This window comes from Thermosynechococcus sp. FA-CM-4201 (genome assembly GCF_054689355.1).
In genome coordinates this window covers 838,504-864,198 of record NZ_CP079920.1, presented here as the reverse complement: position 1 = coordinate 864,198, position 25,695 = coordinate 838,504, and the positions used below count along the sequence as shown (strand labels likewise).

Sequence of the window (25,695 nt, the reverse complement as noted above, 5' to 3'; positions counted from 1 at the left end):
AGCGGAGCTTTTGGTGTGCTTGACAGGGCGACGCCTCTTCATTTAAGATGCAAGATCCGCGTTTTAGCGATACCCTCTAGAGGATATACATGGCTAGTAATCAGATTTACACGCCACCCGCTTTTACCTTGCCAGACCTTGTCGAGATTCAGCGGGCCAGCTTCCGATGGTTTCTTGAAGAAGGACTCATTGAAGAGCTAGAGAGTTTCTCCCCCATTACTGATTATACCGGCAAAATTGAGTTGCACTTTTTGGCCAAGGACTACCGACTCAAGGAGCCGAAGTATAGCGTAGATGAGGCCAAGCGGCGGGATGCCACCTACTCAATGCAAATGTATGTCCCGACTCGCCTCATTAACAAAGAAAACGGCAATATCATTGACCAAGATGTGTTCATCGGCGATCTGCCCCTGATGACCGATCGCGGGACATTTATTATCAATGGTGCAGAGCGCGTCATTGTCAACCAGATTGTCCGCAGTCCCGGCGTTTACTACAAATCAGAAACCGACAAGAATGGTCGCCGTACCTACAATGCCAGCCTGATTCCCAACCGCGGCGCTTGGCTGAAATTTGAAACCGATAAAAACGATCTGCTCTGGGTACGCATTGACAAAACCCGTAAGCTCTCAGCCCACGTTCTCCTCAAAGCCTTAGGATTAACCGATAGCGAAATCCTCGAGCGACTGCGTCACCCCGAGTACTACCAAAAAACTGTTGAAAAAGAAGGCAAATTCTCCGAGGAAGATGCCCTCATTGAACTGTACAAAAAACTGCGGCCAGGGGAGCCGCCCACGGTTTCAGGGGGACAACAGCTTCTGGAGTCGCGCTTCTTTGATCCCAAACGCTACGACCTTGGCCGGGTGGGCCGCTACAAGCTCAACCGCAAGTTGCAGTTGAATATTCCCGACTCGGTGCGCATCCTCACCCCCGAGGATATTCTTGCGGCCATTGATTATCTGATTAACCTCGAGTTTGATCTGGGAACGATTGATGACATTGACCACCTCGGCAACCGCCGCGTCCGTTCTGTTGGTGAATTGCTGCAAAACCAGGTGCGCGTTGGCCTCAATCGCCTAGAGCGCATTATTCGCGAGCGGATGACCGTGTCTGACACGGATTCTTTGACGCCCACTTCGCTAGTCAATCCGAAGCCCTTGGTGGCGGCCATTAAGGAATTCTTTGGCTCTAGCCAGCTTTCCCAATTCATGGATCAGACCAACCCCCTCGCGGAACTCACCCACAAACGGCGCTTGAGTGCCCTAGGCCCCGGTGGTCTGACTCGGGAGCGGGCGGGCTTTGCGGTGCGGGATATTCACCCTAGCCACTATGGTCGTATTTGCCCCATTGAAACCCCTGAAGGCCCCAATGCTGGGTTGATTGGCTCCTTGGCGACCCATGCCCGCGTCAATGAATATGGCTTTATTGAGACGCCTTTCTATCCGGTGAAAGATGGTCGCGTCCTGAGGGATCAGCCGCCTATTTATATGACCGCTGACGAAGAGGATGATAAGCGGGTGGCGCCGGGGGATGTGCCCACCGATGAAAACGGCTACATCCTTGGGGATGTGGTGCCAGTGCGCTATCGTCAAGATTTCACCACCACCACCCCTGATCAGGTGGACTACGTGGCGGTTTCGCCAGTGCAGATTATCTCTGTGGCCACATCGCTGATTCCCTTCCTTGAGCACGATGACGCCAACCGTGCCCTGATGGGATCGAACATGCAGCGGCAGGCAGTCCCCCTGTTGCGATCGCACCGTCCCTTGGTGGGTACTGGCCTAGAGGCTCAGGCAGCACGGGACTCTGGGATGGTGATTCTCAGCCAGACCAATGGCGTGGTCACCTATGTGGATGCCAATCAAATTCGCGTCAAAACCGATAATGGCCCTGAGATGACCTACACGCTGCAAAAGTATCAGCGCTCCAACCAAGATACCTGCTTGAATCAGCGACCGATTGTCTTTGTCGGCGATCGCGTCCAAGCGGGGCAAGTGATTGCCGATGGCTCCGCCACTGAGGGGGGTGAACTCGCCCTTGGCCAAAACATCCTTGTCGCCTATATGCCTTGGGAGGGCTACAACTACGAAGACGCGATCCTGATCAGTGAACGGCTGGTGCAAGAGGATGTCTATACCTCTATCCACATTGAGAAGTACGAAATCGAGGCGCGGCAAACTAAACTAGGTCCTGAGGAAATTACCCGCGAAGTGCCCAACGTCTCTGAAGATGCCCTGCGGCAGTTGGATGAAAACGGCATTATCCGCATCGGTGCCTTTGTAGAGGCGGGGGATATTCTTGTCGGTAAAGTCACCCCCAAAGGGGAATCGGATCAGCCCCCCGAAGAAAAACTCCTGCGTGCCATCTTTGGTGAAAAAGCGCGGGATGTGCGGGATAACTCCCTGCGGGTGCCCAATGGTGAAAAAGGTCGCGTGGTCGATGTGCGCGTCTTTACCCGTGAGCAGGGAGATGAGCTACCCCCCGGTGCCAATATGGTGGTGCGGGTCTATGTGGCCCAGAAGCGCAAAATCCAAGTGGGAGATAAAATGGCTGGCCGCCACGGCAACAAGGGGATTATTTCCCGCATTCTCCCTGTAGAGGATATGCCCTTCCTGCCCGATGGTCGCCCCGTGGATATTGTCCTCAATCCCTTGGGGGTGCCCTCACGGATGAATGTGGGGCAAGTCTATGAGTGTTTGTTGGGCTGGGCTGGGGAGTGCCTTGGTCGTCGCTTCAAAATTACCCCCTTTGATGAAATGCACGGCAAGGAAAAATCCCGCGAAACCGTCCATGCCAAGCTGCAAGAGGCCAAAGAAGTCACAGGCCAAGATTGGGTCTTTAATCCTGAGGATCCGGGCAAAATGGTCGTCTATGATGGCCGCACCGGTGAACCCTTTGACCGACCCGTGACGGTGGGCATGGCCTATATGCTGAAGCTGGTGCACTTGGTGGACGATAAGATCCACGCCCGCTCCACGGGTCCCTACTCCTTGGTTACCCAACAGCCCCTCGGTGGTAAAGCCCAGCAAGGGGGTCAGCGCTTTGGCGAAATGGAGGTGTGGGCACTGGAGGCCTATGGTGCCGCCTATATTCTCCAAGAGTTGCTGACGGTCAAGTCCGATGATATGCAAGGACGCAATGAAGCCCTCAATGCCATTGTTAAGGGGCAATCCATTCCACGACCGGGCACGCCAGAGTCCTTCAAGGTGCTGATGCGGGAGCTGCAATCCCTGTGCTTGGATATTTCCGTGCGCAAGGCCAGTATTCCCAGCTTTGATGACGATGGCGAAATGAAACCTGACCCCGAGGTGGATTTGATGGTGGATGTCAGCCCTCGCCGTACACCGGCACGACCCACAATTGACTACAGTGCCCTCGACGACACGGACGACAAAGAAGGGGCAACGACATTCTAAACGCTCAGAACTGAGTCAGCTTGTTTGGGGGCGATCGCCCCCTTGATCCATTCACCGCCAAAGGATTTGTGAGTTTATGCCCAGAATCGAGCAACGCTTTGATTATGTAAAAGTGTCTCTCGCGTCACCGGAGCGCATCATCCAATGGGGGCAGCGCACGCTCCCCAACGGTCAAGTGGTGGGCGAGGTGACCAAACCAGAAACCATTAACTATCGCACGCTCAAGCCGGAGATGGACGGCCTCTTCTGCGAGCGGATTTTTGGTCCTGCTAAGGATTGGGAGTGCCACTGCGGTAAATACAAGCGGGTACGCCATCGTGGCATTGTCTGCGAACGTTGTGGCGTTGAAGTCACCGAATCGCGGGTGCGCCGCCATCGCATGGGCTACATTAAGTTGGCTGCCCCAGTGACCCATGTCTGGTACCTCAAGGGGATTCCCAGCTACATGGCGATCCTACTCGATATGCCCCTGCGGGATGTCGAGCAAATTGTCTATTTCAACTCCTATGTAGTGCTAGATCCGGGCAATCACCCCGCCCTCAGCTACAAGCAGCTCCTGAGCGAAGATCAGTGGCAGGAGATTGAAGAAGAGATCTACAGCGAAGACTCAGAGCTCGAGGGCATTGAGGTGGGCATTGGGGCTGAAGCCATTCAACGCCTGCTTCAGGATTTAGATCTGCAAGCGGAGGCCGACCAACTGCGGCAGGAAATTCTCAACTCCAAGGGGCAAAAACGCGCCAAGCTGATCAAACGGCTGCGGGTCATTGATAACTTTATTGCCACGGGTTCCAAGCCGGAATGGATGGTCTTGACGGTGATTCCCGTGATTCCACCGGATCTGCGGCCAATGGTGCAGTTAGATGGCGGGCGCTTTGCTACCTCTGACCTTAATGACCTGTACCGCCGCGTTATTAACCGCAACAACCGCCTTGCCCGCCTGCAAGAGATTCTCGCACCCGAGATTATTGTCCGCAATGAGAAGCGGATGCTTCAAGAGGCGGTGGATGCCCTGATTGATAATGGTCGTCGCGGTCGTACGGTGGTGGGCGCCAATAACCGTCCCCTGAAGTCGCTTTCCGACATTATTGAGGGGAAACAGGGTCGCTTCCGCCAAAACCTGCTGGGAAAACGGGTGGACTACTCTGGTCGTTCAGTGATTGTGGTGGGGCCAAAACTGCAAATGCACCAGTGCGGCCTGCCTCGGGAAATGGCCATTGAACTCTTCCAGCCCTTTGTGATTCACCGCTTGATTCGCCAACAAATTGTCAACAACATTAAGGCAGCGAAGCGGATGATCCAGCGCAATGACCCCCAAATTTGGGATGTGCTGGAGGAGGTGATTGAGGGTCACCCGGTGCTGCTCAACCGTGCGCCGACACTCCACCGTTTGGGGATTCAGGCCTTTGAGCCAATTCTGGTGGAAGGGCGTGCTATTCAACTGCACCCCTTGGTGTGTCCCGCCTTCAACGCGGACTTTGACGGTGACCAAATGGCGGTGCACGTGCCCCTCTCGATTGAGGCTCAAGCGGAGGCGCGAATGCTGATGCTAGCCTCAAATAATATTCTGTCGCCGGCCACGGGCAAGCCGATTATTACCCCCAGCCAAGATATGGTTTTGGGCTGCTATTACTTGACGGCAGAAAATCCGAAGCTGCCGGATTATAGCGATCGCTACTATGCCAACTTCCAAGACGTGGTCATGGCCTACGAACAGGGACACTTGCCGCTCCATGCCTTTGTCTGGGTGCGCTACGACGGTGAGGTGGACGATGGCGACACCAGTGAACCCCAAATTACGACCTATGAAGATGGTTCCCGTTTGCTGGAGTATCCCCTGCGGCGGGTCAAGGAGGATGCCAACGGTCAACTGATTTCCCAATACATCCGCACCACCCCCGGTCGCATCATCTACAACCAAACGATTCAAGAAGCCCTAGCCAGTTAATTTGGGAGACCCCAACACCATGACTGAGAAAAAGCCTGTTTTCTTTAACCGCATCATTGACAAAAAAGGCTTGCGGAACCTCATTGCTTGGTCATTTAGCAACTTTGGCACCGCCCGCACAGCGGAAATGGCCGACAAAGTCAAAGACCTTGGCTTTCGCTATGCCACCCGCGCCGGCGTCTCCATCAGTGTTGATGACCTGCTCGTGCCTCCGAAAAAACAGGAACTCCTCGAAGCGGCCGAAAAGGAAATTAAAACCGCTCAGGAGCGCTACTCGCGGGGTGAAATTACGGAGGTGGAACGCTTCCAGAAGGTGATTGACACTTGGAACACCACCAACGAGGAACTGAAAAACGAGGTGGTACGGCACTTCCGCAATACCGATGTCCTCAACTCCGTGTACATGATGGCCTTCTCGGGGGCACGGGGGAATCTCTCGCAGGTGCGCCAGTTGGTGGGAATGCGGGGGTTGATGGCCAATCCCCAAGGTGAAATCATTGACCTGCCGATTAAAACCAACTTCCGCGAAGGGCTGACGGTGACGGAGTACATTATCTCCTCCTACGGTGCGCGTAAAGGACTGGTGGATACGGCACTGCGGACGGCGGACTCCGGTTACCTGACCCGGCGCTTGGTGGATGTCTCCCAAGATGTGATTATCCGTGAAGAGGATTGTGAAACGGAGCGGGGCATCACGCTGCGCAGTATGACGGTGGGAGATAAGGTACTGGCGCTAGAGGATCGGCTTTTGGGTCGGGTGGTGCTTAATGATGTCTGCCATCCGAAAACAGGCGAAGTGCTGGTGGCCAAAAATCAAGCCATCTCTGCGGATCTAGCGAAGAAAATTGTTGATGCGGGTATTGAAGAGGTGGTGGTGCGATCGCCCCTCACCTGCGAGGCCACTGGCTCTGTGTGTCGTCTCTGCTACGGCTGGAGCCTTGCCCATGCCCAACTCGTGGATATGGGGGAAGCCGTAGGGATTATTGCGGCTCAATCCATTGGTGAACCCGGTACGCAGTTGACCATGCGCACGTTCCACACCGGGGGCGTGTTTACGGGGGAAGTGGCTCGCCAAGAACGCGCTCCCTTTAGCGGCACGGTGGAGTACGGCAAGAAATTACGGGTACGTCCCTACCGCACCCGCCATGGCGATGATGCCTTTATTGTCGAAACCGCTGGCAAGCTTGTGATCAAAGGTGGTCAGCAAAGCCAAGAATTTGACCTCTCCCAAGGGTCAATTGTGCTGGTGGCAGAGGGTGAAACCGTTGAAGCGGGTCAATTGTTGGCGGAAGTGGCGCAGGCCTCCCGCAGTGTCCGCAAGTCCACGGAGAAAGTGACCAAGGATGTGGCCTCGGATTTGGCGGGTCAAGTGAAGTTCGTCAACCTCGAGGCAGAGGAGAAGCGCGATCGCCAAGGCACCACAACGCGCATTGCCCCCAAAGGTGGGTTGATTTGGGTACTGTCTGGGGAAGTCTATAATCTGCCCCCCGGTGCTGAGCCGGTGGTGAAAAATGGCGATCGCATTGAAGCCGGGGCTGTGCTTGCAGAAACCACGGTGAAAACCGAGCATGGCGGTGTCGTGCGTCTCCCTGAGCAACAGGACAGCAAAGGCGGTCGCGAGGTCGAAATTATTACTGCCTCAGTGATGCTCGATAAAGCCAAGGTGCTCAAAGAAACGCAGCAGGGACGCGAGCATTACATTATTGAAACCGCCACTGGTCAGCGGTTCTCCCTGAAAGCCGCCCCCGGTACGAAAGTCGCCAATGGTCAAGTGGTGGCTGAACTCATTGACGATCGCTACCACACCACGACGGGCGGTATCCTCAAATATGCCGACATCGAAGTAGCCAAAAAAGGCAAAGCCAAGCAGGGTTACGAAGTCCTCAAGGGGGGGACGCTCCTGTGGATTCCCGAAGAAACCCATGAGGTGAACAAAGACATTTCCCTACTGATGGTAGAGGACAACCAATACGTCGAAGCGGGGACTGAGGTTGTCAAGGACATCTTCTGTCAAAACAGCGGTGTCGTCGAAGTCATCCAGAAAAACGACATCCTGCGGGAAATTATTATCAAGCCTGGCGAACTGCACCTTGTGGATGATCCGGAAGCCGCGCGGCTGAAGCATGGTGTGTTGGCGCGTCCCGGTGAAGAGGTACTCCCCGGCCTTGTGGTCGAAACCCTTTCGCAAGTGGATTATCTTGAGGACACCCCCGAAGGACCAGCGATTCTGCTGCGCCCCGTCCAAGAATTTAGCGTGCCTGATGAGCCATCGGTACCCAGCCAAGACTCCAGTGATAGCTCAGGGCAGTCCATTCGCCTGCGGGCCGTACAGCGGTTGCCCTACAAACACGATGAGCGAGTTAAATCCGTTGATGGCGTTGATCTGCTGCGGACGCAGTTAGTCCTTGAAATTGGCAGCGAAGCCCCACAACTGGCCGCTGACATTGAAATTGTGACGGATGAGGTGGATCCAGAAGCGCAGCGCCTCCAACTGGTGATTCTGGAATCCTTGGTGATTCGCCGTGACATTGCTGCGGATCAAACCCAAGGCAGTACGTTTACTTCCCTCTTGGTCAAAGATGGCGATCACATTGGCCCCGGTGCCGTGATTGCCCGCACGGACATCAAAGCCAAGCAGGCGGGTGAGGTGCAGGGGATCTTGCGCAGTGGCGAATCGGTTCGCCGCATTCTGGTCGTTACTGAGAGCGATCGCCTGCGGATCGAGACCAACGGGGCTAAACCCACGGTGAAAGTTGGCGATCTCGTGCGTCCCGGCGATGAACTGGCCAAGGGAGTGAGTGCCCCAGAAACAGCAGCGGTAATGGCGGTGGCCGATGACCACGTGATCCTGCGCTTAGCCCGTCCCTACCTTGTCTCGCCCGGGGCGGTGCTGCAAATTGAGGACGGTGACCTTGTGCAGCGGGGGGATAACCTCGCCCTGTTGGTGTTTGAGCGGGCGAAAACGGGTGACATCATTCAGGGGTTACCTCGGATTGAAGAACTCCTTGAAGCGCGCCATCCCAAAGAAAAATGCGTGCTGGCGGTACGCCCCGGCACCTGTCAAGTCACCTACAACAGTGATGACAGCGTAGATATCAAAGTCATTGAAGAGGATGGCACAATTCAGGAATACCCTGTCCTGCCGGGTCAAAACCCCTTGGTGGTGGATGGTCAAAAGGTGAATCTCGCTGACCCCCTCACCGATGGCCCTGTGGATCCCCACGACATCCTCTCCATTTACTTTGAGTACTACAAACCCCAAGGGTTGCTCAAAGCCGCCCAAATTAGCCTTGAGAAGGTGCAATCCTTCTTGGTCAATGAGGTGCAGTCGGTCTATCTCACCCAAGGTATTGAGATTGCCGATAAACACATTGAGGTGGTCGTCCGCCAGATGACCTCCAAGGTGCGGATTGATGATGCGGGCGATACAATCGTTCTCTCCGGTGAACTCATGAGTCTGCGTCAAGCGGAGCAAGCCAACGAACCCATGGCACTCACCGGTGGTGCACCTGCCCAATATACCCCCGTCCTCTTGGGGATTACCAAGGCTTCACTGAATACCGATAGCTTCATTTCAGCCGCCAGTTTCCAAGAGACAACACGGGTACTCACGGAAGCGGCCATTGAAGGCAAGTCCGATTGGCTGCGGGGACTCAAGGAAAACGTGATCATTGGCCGTCTCATCCCAGCGGGTACCGGCTTCAACAGCTACGAGGAAAGTACCAACGGCGACGAAGAGTGGGAAGAGGGTGAAGATCGCTTGGGTCAAACCCACGTTGTCAGTCCTGAACCTGAACCCCCCTCAATGACGGTCAATGTGACCGCTGACCTCGGTGAGGATGTCCTCATTGACGATGAAACGGCACCCCACGTGATTGAAAAAATCACTGGACGGACTCGCGATTTTGAATTCGCCAGTAGTGATGCTGACGATGAGGAGGACGACCTTACAGACGAGGACGATGACTATGGGGATGAAGAGGAGGATGACGCCTTCTAACTAAAACTCCCTTGATTGCAGAAGGCTACGGTAGGAGTTGGCACCCAATCCAGTAATGTCCTGAGGACAAACTATAGGTGCACTTGCCGTAGCTTTTTTTGGTCTCAGGTCGGAGATCATGCCGAACACCCCCGAACGTTTTGGCAGGGATGCGAGAAACCTGTGCCATGCCCTAAAATTGGCAGTAGAGGGGTCAAAGTAAAAATTACGATTTCATGCCTGTTTCAGCGTATTCCAGCCTCAGGGCAGATCAGTTTCGTCATCCCCGCGATCGCGAGGCCACCCAAGCACTCCAACAACTGCCGGGGTTAGATATTCTCGTGCGATCGCTCCTAGGTTCGGTGGCAGAGCAGGCCTTTTACCTTGAGAACATTGGCAGTAGTCTGCGCCTCAGTGAACAGCAACTTCCCGACATTTACGGGCTGCATATCGAGGCTTGCCGTATTTTAGGCCTAGAGCCACCCCAACTGTATCTGAAACAGCATCCTGTCCCCAATGCCTATACCTTTGCCATGCGGGGCAAGCAGCCCTTTGTCGTACTACACTCCTCCCTTGTCGAATTGCTGACACCCAAGGAATTGCAGGCAGTACTGGCGCACGAGTTGGGACATCTGAAGTGTGAGCATGGCGTGTATTTGACGATCGCCAACCTGCTGCTTTTTGCCACTAGTCAACTCTCTCCTTGGGGCTTGCTCTTGGCGCAAGGACTGCAAACCCAATTGATGCATTGGTTGCGCTGTGCTGAACTGACCTGCGATCGCGCGGCATTGTTGGTGACCCAAGACCCGCGTATTGTGGCCTCGGTGCTGATGAAACTCTGTGGTGGTTCGCCGCAGTGGAGCGATCGCCTGAATCTCGACGCCTTCATTGCCCAAGCCCGCGAATATGAGGCTGCGGATTGGGGTTGGTACAACCTTTTCAAGGAATTGCAAGCCAGTCAACTCACCCACCCTCTACCTGTTCTGCGGGCACGGGAAATTCTTGATTGGGCGGAAACTCAACAGTATGATCGCCTCGTCAAGCAATTACGTCCCGCTCGTCAATAACGATGGCCAAATCTATTCCCTATCAACCCCTTCTGCTGCGCCTTGCCCATGGGGCGATCGCGATTTTGGCACTCCTCGCTCTCATCTCAGGGTTTTGGGTCTATAACACCTACGATGGCCGCTGGGGAGCACTCCCTCTACCAAGGATTCCCGATATTCAAGGCCTCCACGGGACGATTGCCCTCGTCCTTTTATTGCTGTTTCCCTTCTTTGCGCTCTACTGCTTTCATTGGGGTGATCGCCGGCTGTTGCACAAGAAATCCTTGGCGCAACTTTCCCAAGGGAATTGGCACGCTTGGCAACGGTTGGCAAATACCCTCATGCTGGTGGCTGTCACGTTTGCCCTCATCACTGGGCGAATGATGAAAGAGGAGTGGTTGCCCACAGGTGAGCTAAATCGAGGCTGGTACTTGGCTCATTTAGGGGCTTGGAGCGTGGTGCTCCTGAGTTTGCTGTCTCACTTGATTCTGGGGGCAAAGGCAGGGGGGCGGTCACTTTTGGTTTCAATGGTGAGTTTTGCCATCCGCCCAGAGGATCGGCGGGTCGGCAACTGGTGGCGTGGCGGTAGGCTCAAGCCTGCCAATCAACTGTTGTTGGGTCTAGAAATCATTGTTTTGCTGGGGATTGTGATCGCTTTTGTTTTGCCCGCTCTCATAACTGCTCGATAATGCCCCGCAGACGATCGTAGTCATCCTTGAGGAGTCGGTTCAGGTATTGAGCTGCCTGCACCAGCCACTGGCGATCGCGCTGGTGGAGTTGATACAGGGAACGCAGCGTTGCCGCCACCAAGGCATCGCCGGGACCATAACGCAGGGTCAACAGTGTTCGCAAAAAAGTCAATGTGCCACTGAAGGCAATCACTTCCTCAGCGGGACACCCATAGACCTGCTGATGCATTTGGGGTGGGCGGGGGGGCAAATGGTGATAAAAGCGTTCCTGTTCCTGAAAGCCAGTGATGGCGATTGTGATCTCAGTTTTCAGCATGGCAAAAATATGGGGCTGCTCTTGCCGTAGTTGCTCTAGGGATAGCCCCAAGGCGGTGGCACGGTGAATCGTGTCAATGGGAGCCGTCACTACATAGGCAACAACGCCATAAATGACGCGATCGCCGTCGGGAATCCGCACCCAACTGCCCAGAGCTGGCACCACGGGAAAATCGAGGCTAGCGGGTTCGTGGCACTGGGCAATGCAGTGATCCGTTGCTGTCTGGATAATTTCCGCAAAGGGCTGGAGGGGAGGCGATCGCTGCGCCATCGTTTACTTTTTCGCTTTCGCTTTTTCCTTAGGCGTGGTCACGACTGGCTCTAGCTCACTGGTCTGAAAAGTAACCAATTTATCCCAGTTCCCGCCTTCAAAGAGCACTGCCACTTTACCATCAGTGATCCGCTGCACAATCCCCTGAAATCGGTAGTAGGTATCGTTGGGATTGGTCACCTTCACGGTCATACCGGGGAGAATCGTCATTGCTAAGTCGCTGGCCATCGTCTTATCCCAAAGATGTTGATGTAAACTTATTATCTCCTGCCCTTGACCCGTTCGTGCTTTGCTGAGGGGTAGCAAAGGATAAGTTTCAGCTATTGGTTTGATGATATTTTCTTTAACGGAGAGGGAGGGATTCGAACCCTCGGATAGGAGTTACCTGCCTATCAACAGATTAGCAATCTGCCGCTTTCGACCACTCAGCCACCTCTCCTTTTTGAGGGTTCCTTATTCTAGATCAGTTTTCTCCCCCTTTTCAATCCTCGTGGTCTGCGGCTGTTGCTCTAGGGGGCGATCGCAATTGAGAATCCATGCTAGAGTTTTGCAGAATGGGTGTGTTGTGGGAGTGAAGCACATGGCTGTATGCTGGCAATCTTCACCAGTACTTAGGCGAAGTCCTACCGTGGCTAAGTTGAGCAGGTTGCACGTCTAAGTTCTCATGTTGAATGATCTGGCCCTGAATCCGAAAAACATGCTGGTGTCGGGACTCCTCGCGATCGCCCCTGTGACGTTGCCTAGCCTCGTTCAAGCTACACCCACCACGACGCCAGTGGCACAGGCATCTTCCCAAACGTCGGATGCCCTCACGCCTCTCAACCCCAATCCCGATAGACTAGCACTTCCTGAGACAGTCAACATTGACCTCAATCAACCCCTCACCCTCGAGCAAGCGATTGAGGTGGCCATTCGCAATAACATTGGCCTACAAATTAGTGAGCTACAACTACAACGGGCACGGGCACAACTGCGACAGGTGCAAGCACAGCTTTATCCCACCCTTGCGTTTCAAGCTAGCATTGGCCAAAATACCTCCCCCGGTGGCCAGCCTGCCTACCTGCCCCTCAACTTTCAGCAGCAGCTCTCTTTACAACAGCAGCAACAGCAACAGGCGCAGCAACAGCTTCTCGCTCAACAACTGGCCGCCAGCAGTATTTTGAATACTCAGGTGCAGCGGCTGCAACAACGATTTCAAGGTCCGCAACTCACGGCATTTTCGGATCAGCAAAACCTAGAACTGCAACAGCAACTGCAACAACTGCAAAATAGTGCTAGTCAGGCGGCTACGCCCTCCAACTTCACTCCCATTACCCTTGCACCAGTGAATCAACTCAACTTCACGAACTTTTTCACCAATCTTTTTGGGGCGACGAGTGGGGCAACGTCGAATGCAGCCCTAGTGATGAACTATACGTTGTTTGCGGGGGGCGGGCGATCGGCAGCCATTGCAGCAGCTCGCGACCAAGTGCGCTTCAGTGAACTAGAGGTACAACGCCAACTCCAACAACTGATCTTTGATGTAACCAGTGATTACTATTTGGCGCAACAGGCCAAGGTACAGGTGCAAATTGGTGAAGCAGCAGTAGCCAATGCCCAAGTGACCCTGCGGGATGCAACGGCCTTTGAGCAAGCAGGGATTGGGACGCTCTTAGATGTGTTGACCGCAGAGGTGAGCCTTGCCAATGCCCAGCAAAACTTGAGCCAAGCGCGCAATTTGGAAATCACCACCCGGCGGCAGTTGGCACAGCGATTGAATGTGAATCAGACGGTGGATGTGGCGATCGCTGACCGCGTTGAACCCGCTGAAGAATGGTCACTTTCCCTTGAGGACAGTATTCTCCTTGCCTATCAGAACCGTGTTGAGCTAGAGCAGCGGCTGCTACAGCGCACGATTGCCCTGAAAAATCGTCAGGTGGCCTTGGCGGCTACCCGTCCCCAACTGAGTCTCTTTGCCAGTGGCAATATGCTCGACAAAGTCACCGATGATCTCGCCCCTCGCTTTGGCTATGGGGTAGGGCTGCAAATGCAACTAGCCCTCTTTGATGGCGGCAATGCCCGTGCCAGTGCGGCTCGCCAAGAAGCCCTTGCGGCAACCGCTGAGGAACAATATGCCAATCAGAAAAACACCATCCGCCTAGAGGTGGAAACAGCCTACACCAATCTCAGAGCCAATGAGAAAAATATTGCCACCGCACGAACAGCGGTTACTCAAGCCACTGAAGGGCTGCGCCTCGCTCGGCTGCGTTTTCAAGCGGGGGTGGGAACGCAACAGGAAGTTACCAATGCGGAAACGAATTTGACCCAAGCCCAAGGGAATCTTCTTGCCGCCATTTTGAACTATAATCGCTCCCTAGCCGCATTAAAGCGGGCTGTGGGCTATCCAGAACAAACACGTTTAGGATCAAGGCAATAAAGGATGGGCGATCGCAAGCGGGCATTAATTACCGGCATCACGGGTCAAGATGGGTCTTATCTGAGTGAGCTACTCCTAGAGAAGGGCTATGAAGTTCATGGCATTATTCGCCGCACTTCTACGTTTAACACCGATCGCATTGACCACATCTACGTTGACCCCCACCAAGAGGGGGCTGCCCTGCGCCTGCACTATGGCGATCTCACCGATGGCGGTACCCTACGGCGGATTTTAGAGCTGAGTCAGCCCGATGAAATTTACAATCTGGGGGCGCAATCCCATGTGCGGGTAAGCTTTGATGCGCCGCAATACACTGCAGAAACGGTGGCCATGGGGACGCTGCGACTCCTAGAGGCAATTCGCGAATATCAAGAGCGCACGGGCAAACAGGTGAAGTTTTACCAAGCAGGTTCCTCGGAGATGTTTGGCCTTGTGCAGGAAGTGCCGCAGCGGGAAACAACGCCCTTTTATCCCCGCAGTCCCTATGCCTGTGCCAAGGTCTATGCCCACTGGCAAACGGTGAATTATCGCGAGGCCTATAACCTTTTTGCCTGTAATGGGATTCTCTTCAACCACGAGTGTGTGACTGGCACCACACCAGTGATTCTGCGGCGGCGGGGACTGATTGATATTCTGCCCATTGCCGATGTTGTTCCCCATCGCACGGATCCCAAGCATGGTAAACGCTATACGACCGACTTAGCACCCGAGGATCGCTTTGAGGTCTGGGATGCCCAAGGCTGGACCAGTGTGACCTGCATGACGGCCACTTGGAATGGCGGTGATAAAACCGTTCATCGGATCATGGCGCGGGCAGCCCTCTACGAAACAACTGCTGATCATCAAGTTTTTGTTCTCGATGGGGAAACGCCCTGTGCGAAGGAGACACAGCAGGTACAGGTGGGCGATCGCCTTGCCCTTATTGATCTGCCCCCCGCTACGGAGCAAGTGGATGTCAGCCCCAGCGAAGCTTGGCTCCTCGGGATTTTAGTCGCAGAGGGGCATATTACTCCTGAAGGTAAAGTAAAAGTCGCCAACCAAGACCCAGAATTATTGGCGCGGGTCAGTGCCACATGGCGAAAAGTTGCCGCAGGATATACCAGTGAGTACACCGCTGCGAGTGGCTTCCCAAACGGTCAACCTGTGACCCAACTGCATCTTAATGGCAATTGCGACTATGGCCGCTACCTCTACCCCCAAATCTATACCCGTGAGGGTCACAAGCGGATTCCCCAACGCATTCTCAACGCTGATCATGCGGCTCGCTTGGCGTTTCTTGAGGGCTTTAACGCTGGGGATGGTTTGCGCAGTACCCCTTGTACCTATGAATTTCAGGGCTTTTGCACGGCTTCACCCGTATTGGCGGCAGGCCTCTATTGGTTGGTGAGCACCACCTTGGAGCAGCGTATTACCCTTTGCCTCGAAGAACGGGGCGATCGCACCTACTACAAGTTGAATTTGAACAGTCCCCAGACCACCCAATCAGGACAGCATCTCTGCAAACCCAAGGACGAAGTCATTAAAGCCCACGCGATCGCCCATGAAGGATGGGTATTCGATTTGGCAACCACCTCTGGCACCTTTCATGCTGGTATTGGCCAAGGTTGGATCCATAACTCCCCTCGGCGCGGTGAAACATTCGTGACCCGCAAGATTACCCGTGCCGTTGCCCGCATTGTAGCTGGCCAGCAAAACAAGCTCTATTTGGGGAATCTAGAAGCGAAGCGGGATTGGGGCTACGCCAAGGACTATGTGCGTGCCATGTGGCTGATGCTGCAACAGGAGCAACCCGATGACTATGTGGTGGCCACAGGCGAAACCCACTCCGTGCGGGAATTTTTAGAACTGGCCTTTGGTCATGTGGGTCTCAATTGGCAGGACTATGTGGAATTTGACCCCCGTTATTTGCGTCCCACAGAGGTGGATTTACTCTTGGGGGATCCCACCAAAGCCAAAACGGTTTTGGGCTGGCAGCCCTCGGTTACCTTTCCTGAACTGGTGGCCTTGATGGTGGAAGCGGATCTCCATGCCGTGGGGATTCAAGGAACAACTCCCAAAACCACCTCTGACACCGTACTCGATCTCATTGCCCAGCGGCAGTTTATCAGTAAGGCAGACTAGTCATGGATCTCAGTGAAAAAAGGATTCTCGTCACCGGTGGAGCAGGATTTTTGGGACGCCAAGTGGTGGCACAATTGCAAAACGCGGGGGCAGTGCCTGAGCAGATTACGGTTGTGCGATCGCGCGACTACGACCTACGCCAACTATCTGCTTGCCAAGCTGTCGTTCAAAACCAAGATATTGTTATTCACCTTGCCGCCCATGTGGGGGGGATTGGTCTCAATCAAGCCAAGCCCGCTGAACTTTTTTATGACAACCTGATGATGGGGGCACAACTCATTGACTGTGCCTATCGCGCAGGCGTCGAGAAATTCGTCTGTGTGGGGACGATTTGTGCCTATCCCAAATTTACCCCCGTTCCCTTCAAAGAAAGCGATCTTTGGAACGGCTACCCCGAAGAAACCAACGCCCCCTACGGCATTGCTAAAAAAGCCCTTCTCGTGCAATTGCAAGCCTATCGGCAGCAGTATGGCTTTAATGGTATCTATCTCTTGCCCGTGAATCTCTATGGGCCGGGGGATAACTTTGACCCCCTGAGTTCCCATGTGATTCCTGCTTTAATTCGCAAAGTTTACATTGCTCAGCAACAGGGGGAGAGGGTGATTCCCGTGTGGGGGGATGGCAGTCCTAGCCGCGAATTTCTCTATGTGGAGGATGCGGCTCGCGGCATTGTCATGGCTACCCAAGCCTACGATCATCCGGATCCGATTAACCTCGGTACAGGCGAAGAAATCACCATTAAGAACTTAGTTGAACTCATCTGCGACCTGATGGACTTTCAAGGGCAAATTGAATGGCAAACCGATAAGCCCAATGGTCAACCCCGGCGTTGCCTCGACACCACTAAGGCAAAAGAAGCTTTTGGGTTTCGTGCCCAAATTCCCCTCAAAGAAGGCTTAGAACGTACAATTACTTGGTACCGTCAGCACGCTACATCCCTATGAGACACTGGCTCCAGCTTATTCAGGAGATTGCCCAAGACATCTTCCAAGAATTAGGCAGTGGTTTCAGCGAAGCCATCTACCAAAAAGCTTTTGAGGTTGCCCTGCGGGAGCGGCAAATTGAGTACGAAGAACAACGCAAGGTACCGATTTTCTTTCATGGTTATTTTGTCGGGGAGGCCATTCCCGATCTGATTGTGCGTGACAATGGCCAAGCGGTTATTGTAGTTGAACTCAAGGCTGTTCAGAACATTGGTGATAAGGAAGTCAAGCAAGTCAAGAAGTACATGGAGACCCTCAAAATTCCTGTGGGGGTTGTCGTCAATTTTCCCACTTCTACGGCAGCAGATCGCCCACAAATTATTGAAGTGAACCTAAGTTCTTAATTGTTCAGAACTCCCCTATTCTAAAGGCTCTCCCGATACTGAGCCAGTAGGGCAATTACCTGCATCAGTACCTCTCGATTATGGGGCGAGGGGTCAACTAGAAAGTTGAGGAGTGCAAGATCGCGTTCAGCTTCGATTCTAGCTCGGCGAGCCGCTCGTTCTGCTTCTGCAATTCGGCGTTGCTCTTCTGCAATTCTTTGAGCCTCTGCTCGTGCCAAGCGATCTGTTTCTCGATTTCGACGGTTCCACTCAACGCCGAGATTAACCACTGCCACCAAGAGGGCTGCCACGGTGAGTCGGTTGCTCCAGATGCGGGGGTGGGCAAGGTATCCGAGGAGGGTAAAGTCGGTCTGGTCATAAAATCTTAGAAAGGCAATACTGATGACTAAAATCGTGAGGATGGTATTAGGGAGCAGGGCAAGCAGGTTAATCCAACGGCTCATACCTTCATCCTAAAGGCTCTCCCGATACTGAGCCAGTAGGGCAATTACCTGCATCAGTACCTCTCGATTATGGGGCGAGGGGTCAACTAGAAAGTTGAGGAGTGCAAGATCGCGTTCAGCTTCGATTCTAGCTCGGCGAGCCGTTCGTTCTGCTTCTGCAATTCGGCGTTGTTCCTCAATAATTCTTCGTTGCTCTTCTGCAATTCGGCGTTGCTCTTCCGCAATTCTTTGAGCCTCTGCTTGTGCCAAGCGATCTGTTTCTCGATTTCGACGGTTCCACTCAACGCCGAGATTAACCATTGCCACCAAGAGGGCTGCCACGGTGAGTCGATTACTCCAGATGCGGGGGTGGGCAAGGTATCCGAGGAGGGTAAAGTCGGTCTGGTCATAGAATCTCAGAAAGGCAATACTGATGACTAAAATCGTGAGGATGGTATTAGGGAGCAGGGCAAGCAGGTTAACCCAACGGCTCATAGCTTGAATCCTACTCCCTATGTATCCAGTATTAACCCAGTTGATTGAGGGGAGGTTGGCCACGCATTTGCCGTAGGGCATTTAGACACAGGGGACAATCACAGCCAAATAGCGCGATCGCGGTATTACTTTCTTCCTCAGTAAATTCCAGTACGGGAGGGGGCAGCGAACCATTATCACGGCTGGCTTGCAGTTTCGTTTCCTGAGCGCCTAGGCGAGTACAGACCAGTTGAAACTTCTGGTGGGGATTGGTGACACACTCACTGGTTTCTGGGGGTGGCACGGGAATAGGGGTACTGAGTTGGGCATGGGCAGGTGCAATCAATGCAACCAAGCTCAGGACGGATCCCAAAAAGGTAGGGCTGACTAAAAGAGCGAGACGCAAAGCTGACATACATCACCTCACAAATTTTTGTTGAACAAGTCTTGGATGACTGAGGGTAGTCATTGCTACTCTAACCACGATTGCTTCATTTGGCGCACCCATGCAATATGCTGAGGACAGTCACAGCCAAAGAGGGCAACCGCTAAATCACTTTCTTCTTCGCTGAAGTCAAGCACTGCTGCTGTAAGACCTGAGAGGTCATCTAGACCAGTGATGCAAGATTCCGATAGGCTTGGTGAACAACTTGGGGACAGTTGATCTGGGTTTAATTTCGTGGGGGCAGCGATCGCCAGCTCTGACAAGAAAGTAAACAAACTCACAAGGGTAACGAACCACCAGCGCAGATGCTTCATAATTTCCTCCACGTTCTTGGATTTTGATTCTAACTCAGTCAATTGCGCGCTCTGCTTTTACGACTTTTCGCTACACCTGTGCAGTTCTTTCAGTTTCTGTCTGTACTAAATGATCTTCGATAGTAGTGGCCTGAATTCAGGACTGGCAGTGAGCTGTGGAGCAAGAGATGCGATCGCCCACAATCAGGGTACGCCACTGTTCTGGCTTTAAGCGGGTTTGTGCCACCCGTTGCAGATCCGCCGCCGTTGCTGCTTTAACCGCTTGCTGATAGCGGAAGATAAAATCCTTGGGCAAATCGTAGTATTCGTAGCGCAGGAGACGATTGAGAATTTGCAGGCGATCGCGAAAATTAAAAACAAAGGAATTGAGAATACTGTCCTTGGCATAATTCAGTTCCGCTGTGCTCACAGGTTCCTGTTGCAGTCGTTCAATTTCTCGTCGTAGGGCGCTGAGAAACTTGGCCGTGGTTTCTGTTTGCGTTTGGCCGACGCCATAAAATACCCCCGGATAGTCAAATTCCGGACTCCAAGCGGCATAGACACTGTAGGCCAAGCCTTGGCGCGATCGCAGTTCATTGAAGAGGCGCCCGCCAAAGCCATTGAGAACCCCATTGAGGACATAGAGGTTAAACACGTCTGGGTCTTTGAGTGTGCCCCCCAATTGGCCGGTATAGATGTAGCTCTGGGAGAGATGGGGGCGCTCAATTACCACTGTTGTGGGCGAGGTATCCACGGTTACCCTCGGTACAGGGGGTAGGGGCGGTAAGTTCGGCGGATCCTGCCATGAGCCAAAAATGGCTTCAAGGCGATCGCCCATTTGCGAGGCATCAAAGTCGCCCACCAAGCCCAAAATACAGCGGGCGGGAGCGAGGTACCTGCGGTAAAACTGCTGCACATCCGCTGGTGTGATCTTGGCAAGGGTCTCTAACTCTTGGGTGCGGGCATAGGGACTCTCAGCACCGTAGATTAGCTTGTAAAATTCCCGTTCTGCTTGGGCATTGGGTTGATCATCGCGGCGTTGAATAATCCCCTGTCGGCGCCGAATCGCCAGTTCAAATCGCTCTGGTTCTACTGCTGGCGCTTGGAGCATCTCCGCCAGTTGGCTCAAAACCGCTTCACTGTGTTCCTTGAGGCTGTTGAAATTAATCCGCCCTAAACTTTTGCCGACACCCGATTCAATGGCTGCTGCTCGATCCTCAAGCCATTGGTCAATTTCAGCGGCACGATGACCTTGGGTACCACCCGTGCGAATCAGGTCACCACTCACTTCTGCCAAACCCACCTGAGCCGGCGGATCCCAACGACTACCTGCCCGAAAAATTAAGGTGCCTCGCACCAAGGGCCACTCGTGATCCTCTAGGAGATAGACCACCATCCCATTGGCCAACTGACGACGTTGATAGGCCGGTACCTGAATCTCTGGTAAGGGGGGAAATGTCAGCTCAGTGTAGTGCTTGGGGGTCATGGCTGCCGCCAAAGGGGGTGGGATCAACCATAGCAGGAGAGCAGCTAGGAATCCAAGGCAAAGCGATCGCCCCAATGGACGGCGTCTTTGGAGCCAGACAGCCACCAAGAGAAAAAGAATAAAAATAATCCGATAGGATGAAGCCAACATATAACCCTTTTCTAAATGATGGGATATGTCAGGGGGATGTCATCCTCTCCCAGAGCAGTTTTCACGGTTTTAAGTGTGTTCCATTGATGTGAAAAAGACTGTCACCAATGAAAATTACATTACACTATTAAGGAATGCTTAACTTATTCTAAGTATTGTCAGGATAAAGACTGTACTGCAACCCAGTAAATTTTCTGTAAACAGGATAAAATCTTACCCCCTAGAATAGCAAATGAGTCTCTTCATCAATACCCGTTTGATTGGGGAGTTGCTAGTGAAAACCGTTCCCTCATGACAATTTGCCGAGGCGATTAATGTGAAGTCTGATCCGCCGAAGAAGTGGCGCCATCTTCTCGTTATTGAGGATCAAGAGGGTCGGCGTACCATTCCCTTGGAAGCCAGCACCTATACGATTGGGCGACATCCCAGTAATACGATTGTTCTCAAGTCGCCAATGATTTCCCGCCAGCATGCTGTCTTGCTACGGGTGTTGGATCCCAACAGTAGTAACTTTTTCTTTCGCCTGATTGATGGCGATTTGCAAGGGAAGCGCAGTGTCAATGGTCTGACGGTCAATGGCAAGCCCTGTCAATCCCACATTCTCCAGCATAAGGATTTGATTGTCTTTGGGGGTGATGTGCGTGCCCGCTACCACGCGATCGCCAATATCTCTGATTCAGGGTTCAACCGCTACACCCGTGCCCTACAGGCCTCAAGTATTTCAGATCAGGATGTGGCTTCCTTTGGCGGCGCCTTCATCGGCAGTCAGATGTCCGAGTTGACGGAACTGCAACTGCTACGACTATCTTCTTTTCCAGAGCTAAGCCCCTATCCAATTATTGAACTGGCTCCCAATGGGCAACTCACCTACCTCAATCCAGCGGCGATTCAGGAATTTCCCGATCTCGGGGAACCAGATGTGCAACATCCGCTGCTATCGCGCCTCCAAAGCTGGTCGTTGCAGGAAAAGCGATTTTCCGTTGAGGAAATCAACGTTGGCGATCGCACCTACGAAGTGACAATCCATCTGCTGCGGGAGAGCCAATTAATTCGCTGCTACATTACCGATATTACTGAGCGCAAACGTTCCGAACTCGCCCTGCGCATTAGTGAAGAACGCTATGCCCTTGCGGCTGAGGGTGCCAATGATGGCCTTTGGGATTGGCACATTAGCGATCGCTCGATGTATTATTCCCCCCGCTGGGAACTACTCATTGGCGAAACCCCCGGTACCCTACAACCCACCATCGAAGAATGGTGGCGGCGTGTCCACCCCGATGACCTAGAGCGGTTGCGCCAGAGCATGAAGGAACATCTCCTCGGTACCCGTCCCCACTTTGAGTGTGAATTTCGCATTAAACACGCCGATGGCAGCTACCGCTGGATGCGATCGCGGGGCAAAGCCCTGCGCAATGAAGAGGGGCAGCCCTATCGCATGGCCGGCTCGATGACCGATGTCACGGAGTACCACCTAATTCAGGAGCAAATTCTCCACGATGCACTCCACGATGCAATGACGGGGCTACCCAACCGGGTGCTCTTTATGGATCGCCTCAGTCAAGCCATTACCCGTCGCGTGCGGCGTCCCCACTCCCTCTTTGCGGTGCTGTTTTTGGATGTGGATCGCTTTAAGGTGATCAACGATAGCTTGGGGCACTTAGCTGGGGATCAACTCCTGATTGGCATTGGCCAGCGACTGACCGCCTGTACCCGCGCTGAGGACACGATCGCCCGCCTTGGGGGGGATGAATTTGCCATTCTCTTGGAGGAGTTAACGACTCCCGCCCAAGCGATCGAAGTGGCAGAACGAGTGTTGGTGGCCTTGAGCCGTCCTTTTCTCCTTGAGGGGCATGAAGTCTTTACCAGTGCCAGTATTGGCATTGCCTTCCCCAGCGAGGAAAGCAAAACGGCTGAGGACTTATTGCGGGATGCGGATACCGCCATGTACCGCGCCAAATCCTTGGGTAAAGCTCGCTATGAAGTCTTTAGTATGACAATGCGTGCCCAGAGCATTGCCCTGATGCAAATTGAAACGGATCTGCGCCGGGCAGCAGAGCGCGATGAATTTTTGGTGTACTATCAACCAATTGTCGATCTATCAACGCTCAATATTGTCGGCTTTGAAACGCTGCTGCGCTGGCAACATCCCGAACGGGGAATCGTCTCCCCCGGTGAGTTCATGAGTGTGGCTGAAGAAACGGGTCTGATTCTACCCATTAGTTGGTGGGTGATGGCGGAGGCCTGTCGGCAAATGCAACGCTGGTCAAAGGTGTTTCCCCGCAGTCGCGGTTTAAGCATTAGTGTCAATCTCAGCGGTCGTCATTTCCAGCAAGCGGATCTGCTGCTCAACTTAAGATCAATTTTGTCAGAAACAGAATTTCCCGCTGAGCGACTGCGCCTTGAGGTGACGGAGGGGATTCTGATTGACAACAAGGAGGTCGCGATCGCCACCCTTGAGGAAATTCGTGCCATGGGCATTGGCCTGTATATGGACGATTTTGGTACGGGGTATTCTTCCCTGAGTTATTTACACCGCTTTCCCATTGACACACTAAAAATTGATCGCACGTTTATTTCCGCCCTCAATAGTGAGGAATCTTCGGCAACAATTGTGCACACGATTCTCATGCTGGCGCATTCTTTGCGGCTAAAGGTCGTGGCGGAGGGCATCGAAACCCGTCAACAATATCGTGTGCTCCAAGCCCTCGGCTGTAACTATGGCCAAGGTTATTTCTTTGCCCGTCCCCTCTCGGCTCAACAGGTGGAACAATTATTTGCCAGCCAATCGTTACCGCACTTAATACGCCCCACTCCCAAAGAGCACAATGCGCACGGTCTCCACTAGAATTTCCAAATCCAGATTCAGAGACCAGTTATCGATGTAGTAAAGGTCAAGGCGGGCGGCTTCATCAAAATTGTCAATTTGAGAGCGGCCAGAAATTTGCCACAGTCCGGTAATCCCCGGCATCACCTGATGGCGAATATGGTGCCAAGAATGAAAACGGGCAACATCCCGCAGGGGGAGCGGACGCGGCCCCACTAAGCTCATGTCTCCCCAAAGGACATTAAACAGTTGCGGCAGTTCATCAATGCTGGTCTTGCGTAGGAAACTGCCGAGGCGCGTGCGGCGGGGGTCGTTTTTCACCTTGAAGAGAATGCCATCGGCGGATTCATTTTGTGCTTCCAACTGCGCTTGGAGTTGCGGGGCATCGGCTCGCATGGTGCGAAATTTCCACATCTGAAAGACTTGGCCGTGGAGTCCTACCCGCTCTTGGCGGAAAAAGACAGGCCCCGGAGAGGTGAGTTTGATGGCGATCGCCACCACAATAAAGAGCGGGGCCAGCACCACGATGCCAAAGAGTGCCAAAATCACGTCCAAATAGCGCTTCAGCCGATACTCCCAACCATTGAGATACGTCATATCTACCCGCAGGGTGGGCAAAGCCGCCACAATTTCCGGGGTGCCCCGTCGGTAAAGCATTTCCAAGCTGGAGGGGATCAACCGTAGGGCAACGCCATGTTGGCGCAATTGCCAATAGAGTGCTGAAGCGAGATGGGCTGGGGGGAGGCCTTCTACAATCACCTCTTGGGCTTGACAGTTGAGAATCTTGGTCAAGGTTTCCGGTTCATTGGCCATGGTCGCGATCGCCCTGCCGACAATCTTATAGTTCGAGCGTTGCTCTAGGAGGTTGCTGAGATGTTCCTGCCGCTCCGGAGGTGCCACTAGAAAAGCGCGAATCGGTTGCCGTAGGGTGCAAATTTTGAACGCCAGACTCACGGCCAAGCGCAAGATCACGGCGAAGACTACACTCAGACCCCAAGCACTAAAAAACAGTGAGCGAGGTAAATCTACCTTGGGATCATAGAAGTAGGCGATCGCCAGTGCCAACAAATAGCCCAAGCTCAGTACCTTAGCAAGGCGCAGATAATTTTTCCAATGGCCGCGCGGGTGATACAGCCCACTCACAGCAATCAAAAACAACAGACCAGTGGCAAAGAGCCAAAAGACACTGGGCAATCCCAGCCAGTACCACGCTGCCAAATCAGGGGGCAACGGCGCATAGAAGCGATTGAGTTGTAAGCCCAACTTCCAAGCCAACACCAACCCCACGAGGTCACTGGTCAACAGCAGCAGGGCAAAGGCCGTTTCTGAGCGTAACCACATCCGACGGCAGCGGGGTGCCCGAATATCGCGCGGAGACGTGTGAAACCGCATCTTGGAGCAGCAAAATCACTATCGCTAGGGTTTAGTATTCCGCAGAACCCCAAAGGGCGATCGCCGTGCAATATCTCTTTGCAGACCCCAATAAATCCTCGACAATGAGGGTAGCAAGTGCATCCGTTCAGACCCCCTCAACATGTCCAGCGATTTAATTTATCCTTCCACTCTCCTACTCACGAGCCTCTTGGCCGTCGGATTTGTGTTTTTTATTCGTGCCTCCACCAAAGAACGCATTGAAACCAAAGAATGGCTCATTGCCCAGCCCATTGCTGAACTTGCTCCCCGCCTCAAGCAGTATTTTCAGCAGCGGGGCTACCGCCTGCATACCGTCAGTGCTGATGGTAGTGAAGTGACGTTTCAGGGACATGTTGCCGCGAGTCCCTTTTTGGCCGCATTGCTTTTTGGCCTTGCCGTCTCTGGCGCTACAGCGATCGCCCTTGTGTTGACCGTCCTCTTTCCTGATCGCGGCATCTTGGCCTTTGGCCTCATTGGTCTGACCCCCATTGCCCCTTGGTTCTACTGGCGAGGTGCCCAGCGGCTCGAAACCGTCAAACTCTCTTTGCAGCCCCATGCGATCGGTACCCAAGTCACCCTAGAGGGACACCGCGATGAACTAATGACTTTCGAGGACACGGTGTTGGAAGGTCAGTAGGGCGCGTTCTCAGGTGAAGTGCATAA

The 25,695-nt window shown here is 53.5% G+C and carries 18 protein-coding genes, 1 tRNA gene and 2 pseudogenes; 12 read left to right on the top strand and 9 right to left on the bottom strand.

The window, feature by feature from the left end; genetic code table 11:
• The first annotated feature begins 89 nt into the window (after nucleotides 1-89).
• The 5 genes from rpoB (at nucleotide 90) to KV190_RS04180 (ending at nucleotide 11,075) form a co-directional block, all read left to right on the top strand.
• Nucleotides 90-3,416, top strand: coding sequence for a DNA-directed RNA polymerase subunit beta (rpoB, locus tag KV190_RS04200; RefSeq protein ID WP_460194728.1), 3,327 nt, complete (start codon nucleotides 90-92; stop codon nucleotides 3,414-3,416).
• Nucleotides 3,417-3,492: 76 nt separating this feature from the next.
• Nucleotides 3,493-5,361: a DNA-directed RNA polymerase subunit gamma gene (locus KV190_RS04195; protein ID WP_250682588.1), complete on the top strand. Its 1,869-nt coding sequence runs from the start codon at nucleotides 3,493-3,495 to the stop codon at nucleotides 5,359-5,361.
• A 19-nt stretch (nucleotides 5,362-5,380) separates the two neighbouring features.
• Complete coding sequence (locus KV190_RS04190) at nucleotides 5,381-9,361, top strand: DNA-directed RNA polymerase subunit beta'' (RefSeq protein ID WP_460194727.1); 3,981 nt, start codon at nucleotides 5,381-5,383, stop codon at nucleotides 9,359-9,361.
• 215 nt (nucleotides 9,362-9,576) lie between these two features.
• Complete coding sequence (locus tag KV190_RS04185) at nucleotides 9,577-10,407, top strand: M48 family metallopeptidase (RefSeq protein ID WP_460194726.1); 831 nt, start codon at nucleotides 9,577-9,579, stop codon at nucleotides 10,405-10,407.
• A 2-nt stretch (nucleotides 10,408-10,409) separates the two neighbouring features.
• A complete protein-coding gene (locus KV190_RS04180) occupies nucleotides 10,410-11,075 on the top strand; it encodes a cytochrome b/b6 domain-containing protein (protein ID WP_460194725.1) in 666 nt (221 codons plus the stop codon).
• Here the strand turns inward: KV190_RS04180 and KV190_RS04175 are convergent.
• The 3 genes from KV190_RS04175 to KV190_RS04165 all read right to left on the bottom strand — a co-directional run bounded on the left by KV190_RS04175 (nucleotide 11,059) and on the right by KV190_RS04165 (nucleotide 12,100).
• Entirely contained in the window at nucleotides 11,059-11,661 is a 603-nt protein-coding gene (locus KV190_RS04175; protein ID WP_460194724.1) for an HAS-barrel domain-containing protein, read from the bottom strand. The genes KV190_RS04180 and KV190_RS04175 overlap by 17 nt on opposite strands.
• Before the next feature lie 3 nt (nucleotides 11,662-11,664).
• On the bottom strand, nucleotides 11,665-11,889 hold the full coding sequence (locus KV190_RS04170; RefSeq protein WP_460194723.1) for an NAD(P)H dehydrogenase subunit NdhS: 225 nt from the start codon (nucleotides 11,887-11,889) through the stop codon (nucleotides 11,665-11,667).
• Nucleotides 11,890-12,008: 119 nt separating this feature from the next.
• Nucleotides 12,009-12,100: transfer RNA gene (locus KV190_RS04165), tRNA-Ser, on the bottom strand.
• Between the two features lie 225 nt (nucleotides 12,101-12,325).
• Here KV190_RS04165 and KV190_RS04160 point away from each other — a divergent pair.
• From KV190_RS04160 to KV190_RS04140, 5 genes and pseudogenes are all read left to right on the top strand, one after another.
• The gene (locus KV190_RS04160; protein WP_460194722.1) at nucleotides 12,326-14,077 is read left to right on the top strand and encodes a TolC family protein; all 1,752 of its coding nucleotides are present in this window, start codon (nucleotides 12,326-12,328) and stop codon (nucleotides 14,075-14,077) included.
• Nucleotides 14,078-14,080: 3 nt separating this feature from the next.
• Nucleotides 14,081-14,656: pseudogene (locus tag KV190_RS04155) on the top strand (GDP-mannose 4,6-dehydratase); the annotation flags it as partial.
• 1,032 nt (nucleotides 14,657-15,688) lie between these two features.
• Nucleotides 15,689-16,198 (top strand): annotated as a pseudogene (locus KV190_RS04150) (GDP-mannose 4,6-dehydratase); the annotation flags it as partial.
• A gap of 2 nt (nucleotides 16,199-16,200) precedes the next feature.
• On the top strand, nucleotides 16,201-17,142 hold the full coding sequence (locus KV190_RS04145; RefSeq protein ID WP_460194721.1) for a GDP-L-fucose synthase family protein: 942 nt from the start codon (nucleotides 16,201-16,203) through the stop codon (nucleotides 17,140-17,142).
• A complete protein-coding gene (locus tag KV190_RS04140; protein ID WP_460194720.1) occupies nucleotides 17,139-17,525 on the top strand; it encodes a GxxExxY protein in 387 nt (128 codons plus the stop codon). Before KV190_RS04145 ends, KV190_RS04140 begins: the two co-directional genes overlap by 4 nt.
• Before the next feature lie 20 nt (nucleotides 17,526-17,545).
• Here KV190_RS04140 and KV190_RS04135 read toward each other — a convergent pair whose 3' ends face one another.
• The 5 genes from KV190_RS04135 to KV190_RS04115 all read right to left on the bottom strand — a co-directional run bounded on the left by KV190_RS04135 (nucleotide 17,546) and on the right by KV190_RS04115 (nucleotide 20,795).
• Nucleotides 17,546-17,968 carry a hypothetical protein gene (locus KV190_RS04135; RefSeq protein ID WP_460194719.1) on the bottom strand — a complete coding sequence of 141 codons (423 nt, stop codon included), beginning with the start codon at nucleotides 17,966-17,968 and terminating at the stop codon, nucleotides 17,546-17,548.
• A 9-nt stretch (nucleotides 17,969-17,977) separates the two neighbouring features.
• Nucleotides 17,978-18,442, bottom strand: coding sequence for a hypothetical protein (locus tag KV190_RS04130; RefSeq protein ID WP_460194718.1), 465 nt, complete (start codon nucleotides 18,440-18,442; stop codon nucleotides 17,978-17,980).
• A gap of 31 nt (nucleotides 18,443-18,473) precedes the next feature.
• A complete protein-coding gene (locus KV190_RS04125) occupies nucleotides 18,474-18,836 on the bottom strand; it encodes a hypothetical protein (RefSeq protein WP_460194717.1) in 363 nt (120 codons plus the stop codon).
• 56 nt (nucleotides 18,837-18,892) lie between these two features.
• Complete coding sequence (locus KV190_RS04120; protein WP_460194716.1) at nucleotides 18,893-19,180, bottom strand: hypothetical protein; 288 nt, start codon at nucleotides 19,178-19,180, stop codon at nucleotides 18,893-18,895.
• A 136-nt stretch (nucleotides 19,181-19,316) separates the two neighbouring features.
• Nucleotides 19,317-20,795 (bottom strand): M16 family metallopeptidase, encoded by a 1,479-nt coding sequence (locus tag KV190_RS04115; RefSeq protein WP_460194715.1) that lies wholly within the window; start codon nucleotides 20,793-20,795, stop codon nucleotides 19,317-19,319.
• 316 nt (nucleotides 20,796-21,111) lie between these two features.
• On the opposite strand from KV190_RS04115, the gene KV190_RS04110 reads away from it, so the two are divergent.
• Nucleotides 21,112-23,640 carry an EAL domain-containing protein gene (locus KV190_RS04110; protein WP_460194714.1) on the top strand — a complete coding sequence of 843 codons (2,529 nt, stop codon included), beginning with the start codon at nucleotides 21,112-21,114 and terminating at the stop codon, nucleotides 23,638-23,640.
• On the opposite strand, the gene KV190_RS04105 is transcribed toward KV190_RS04110, so the two are convergent.
• Entirely contained in the window at nucleotides 23,593-25,011 is a 1,419-nt protein-coding gene (locus KV190_RS04105; protein ID WP_460194713.1) for a sugar transferase, read from the bottom strand. The two genes, KV190_RS04110 and KV190_RS04105, sit on opposite strands and share 48 nt — an antisense overlap.
• Nucleotides 25,012-25,153: 142 nt before the next feature.
• Here KV190_RS04105 and KV190_RS04100 point away from each other — a divergent pair, with 142 nt between their 5' ends.
• A complete protein-coding gene (locus KV190_RS04100; RefSeq protein WP_460194712.1) occupies nucleotides 25,154-25,669 on the top strand; it encodes a cofactor assembly of complex C subunit B in 516 nt (171 codons plus the stop codon).
• The last annotated feature ends 26 nt before the right edge of the window (nucleotides 25,670-25,695 follow it).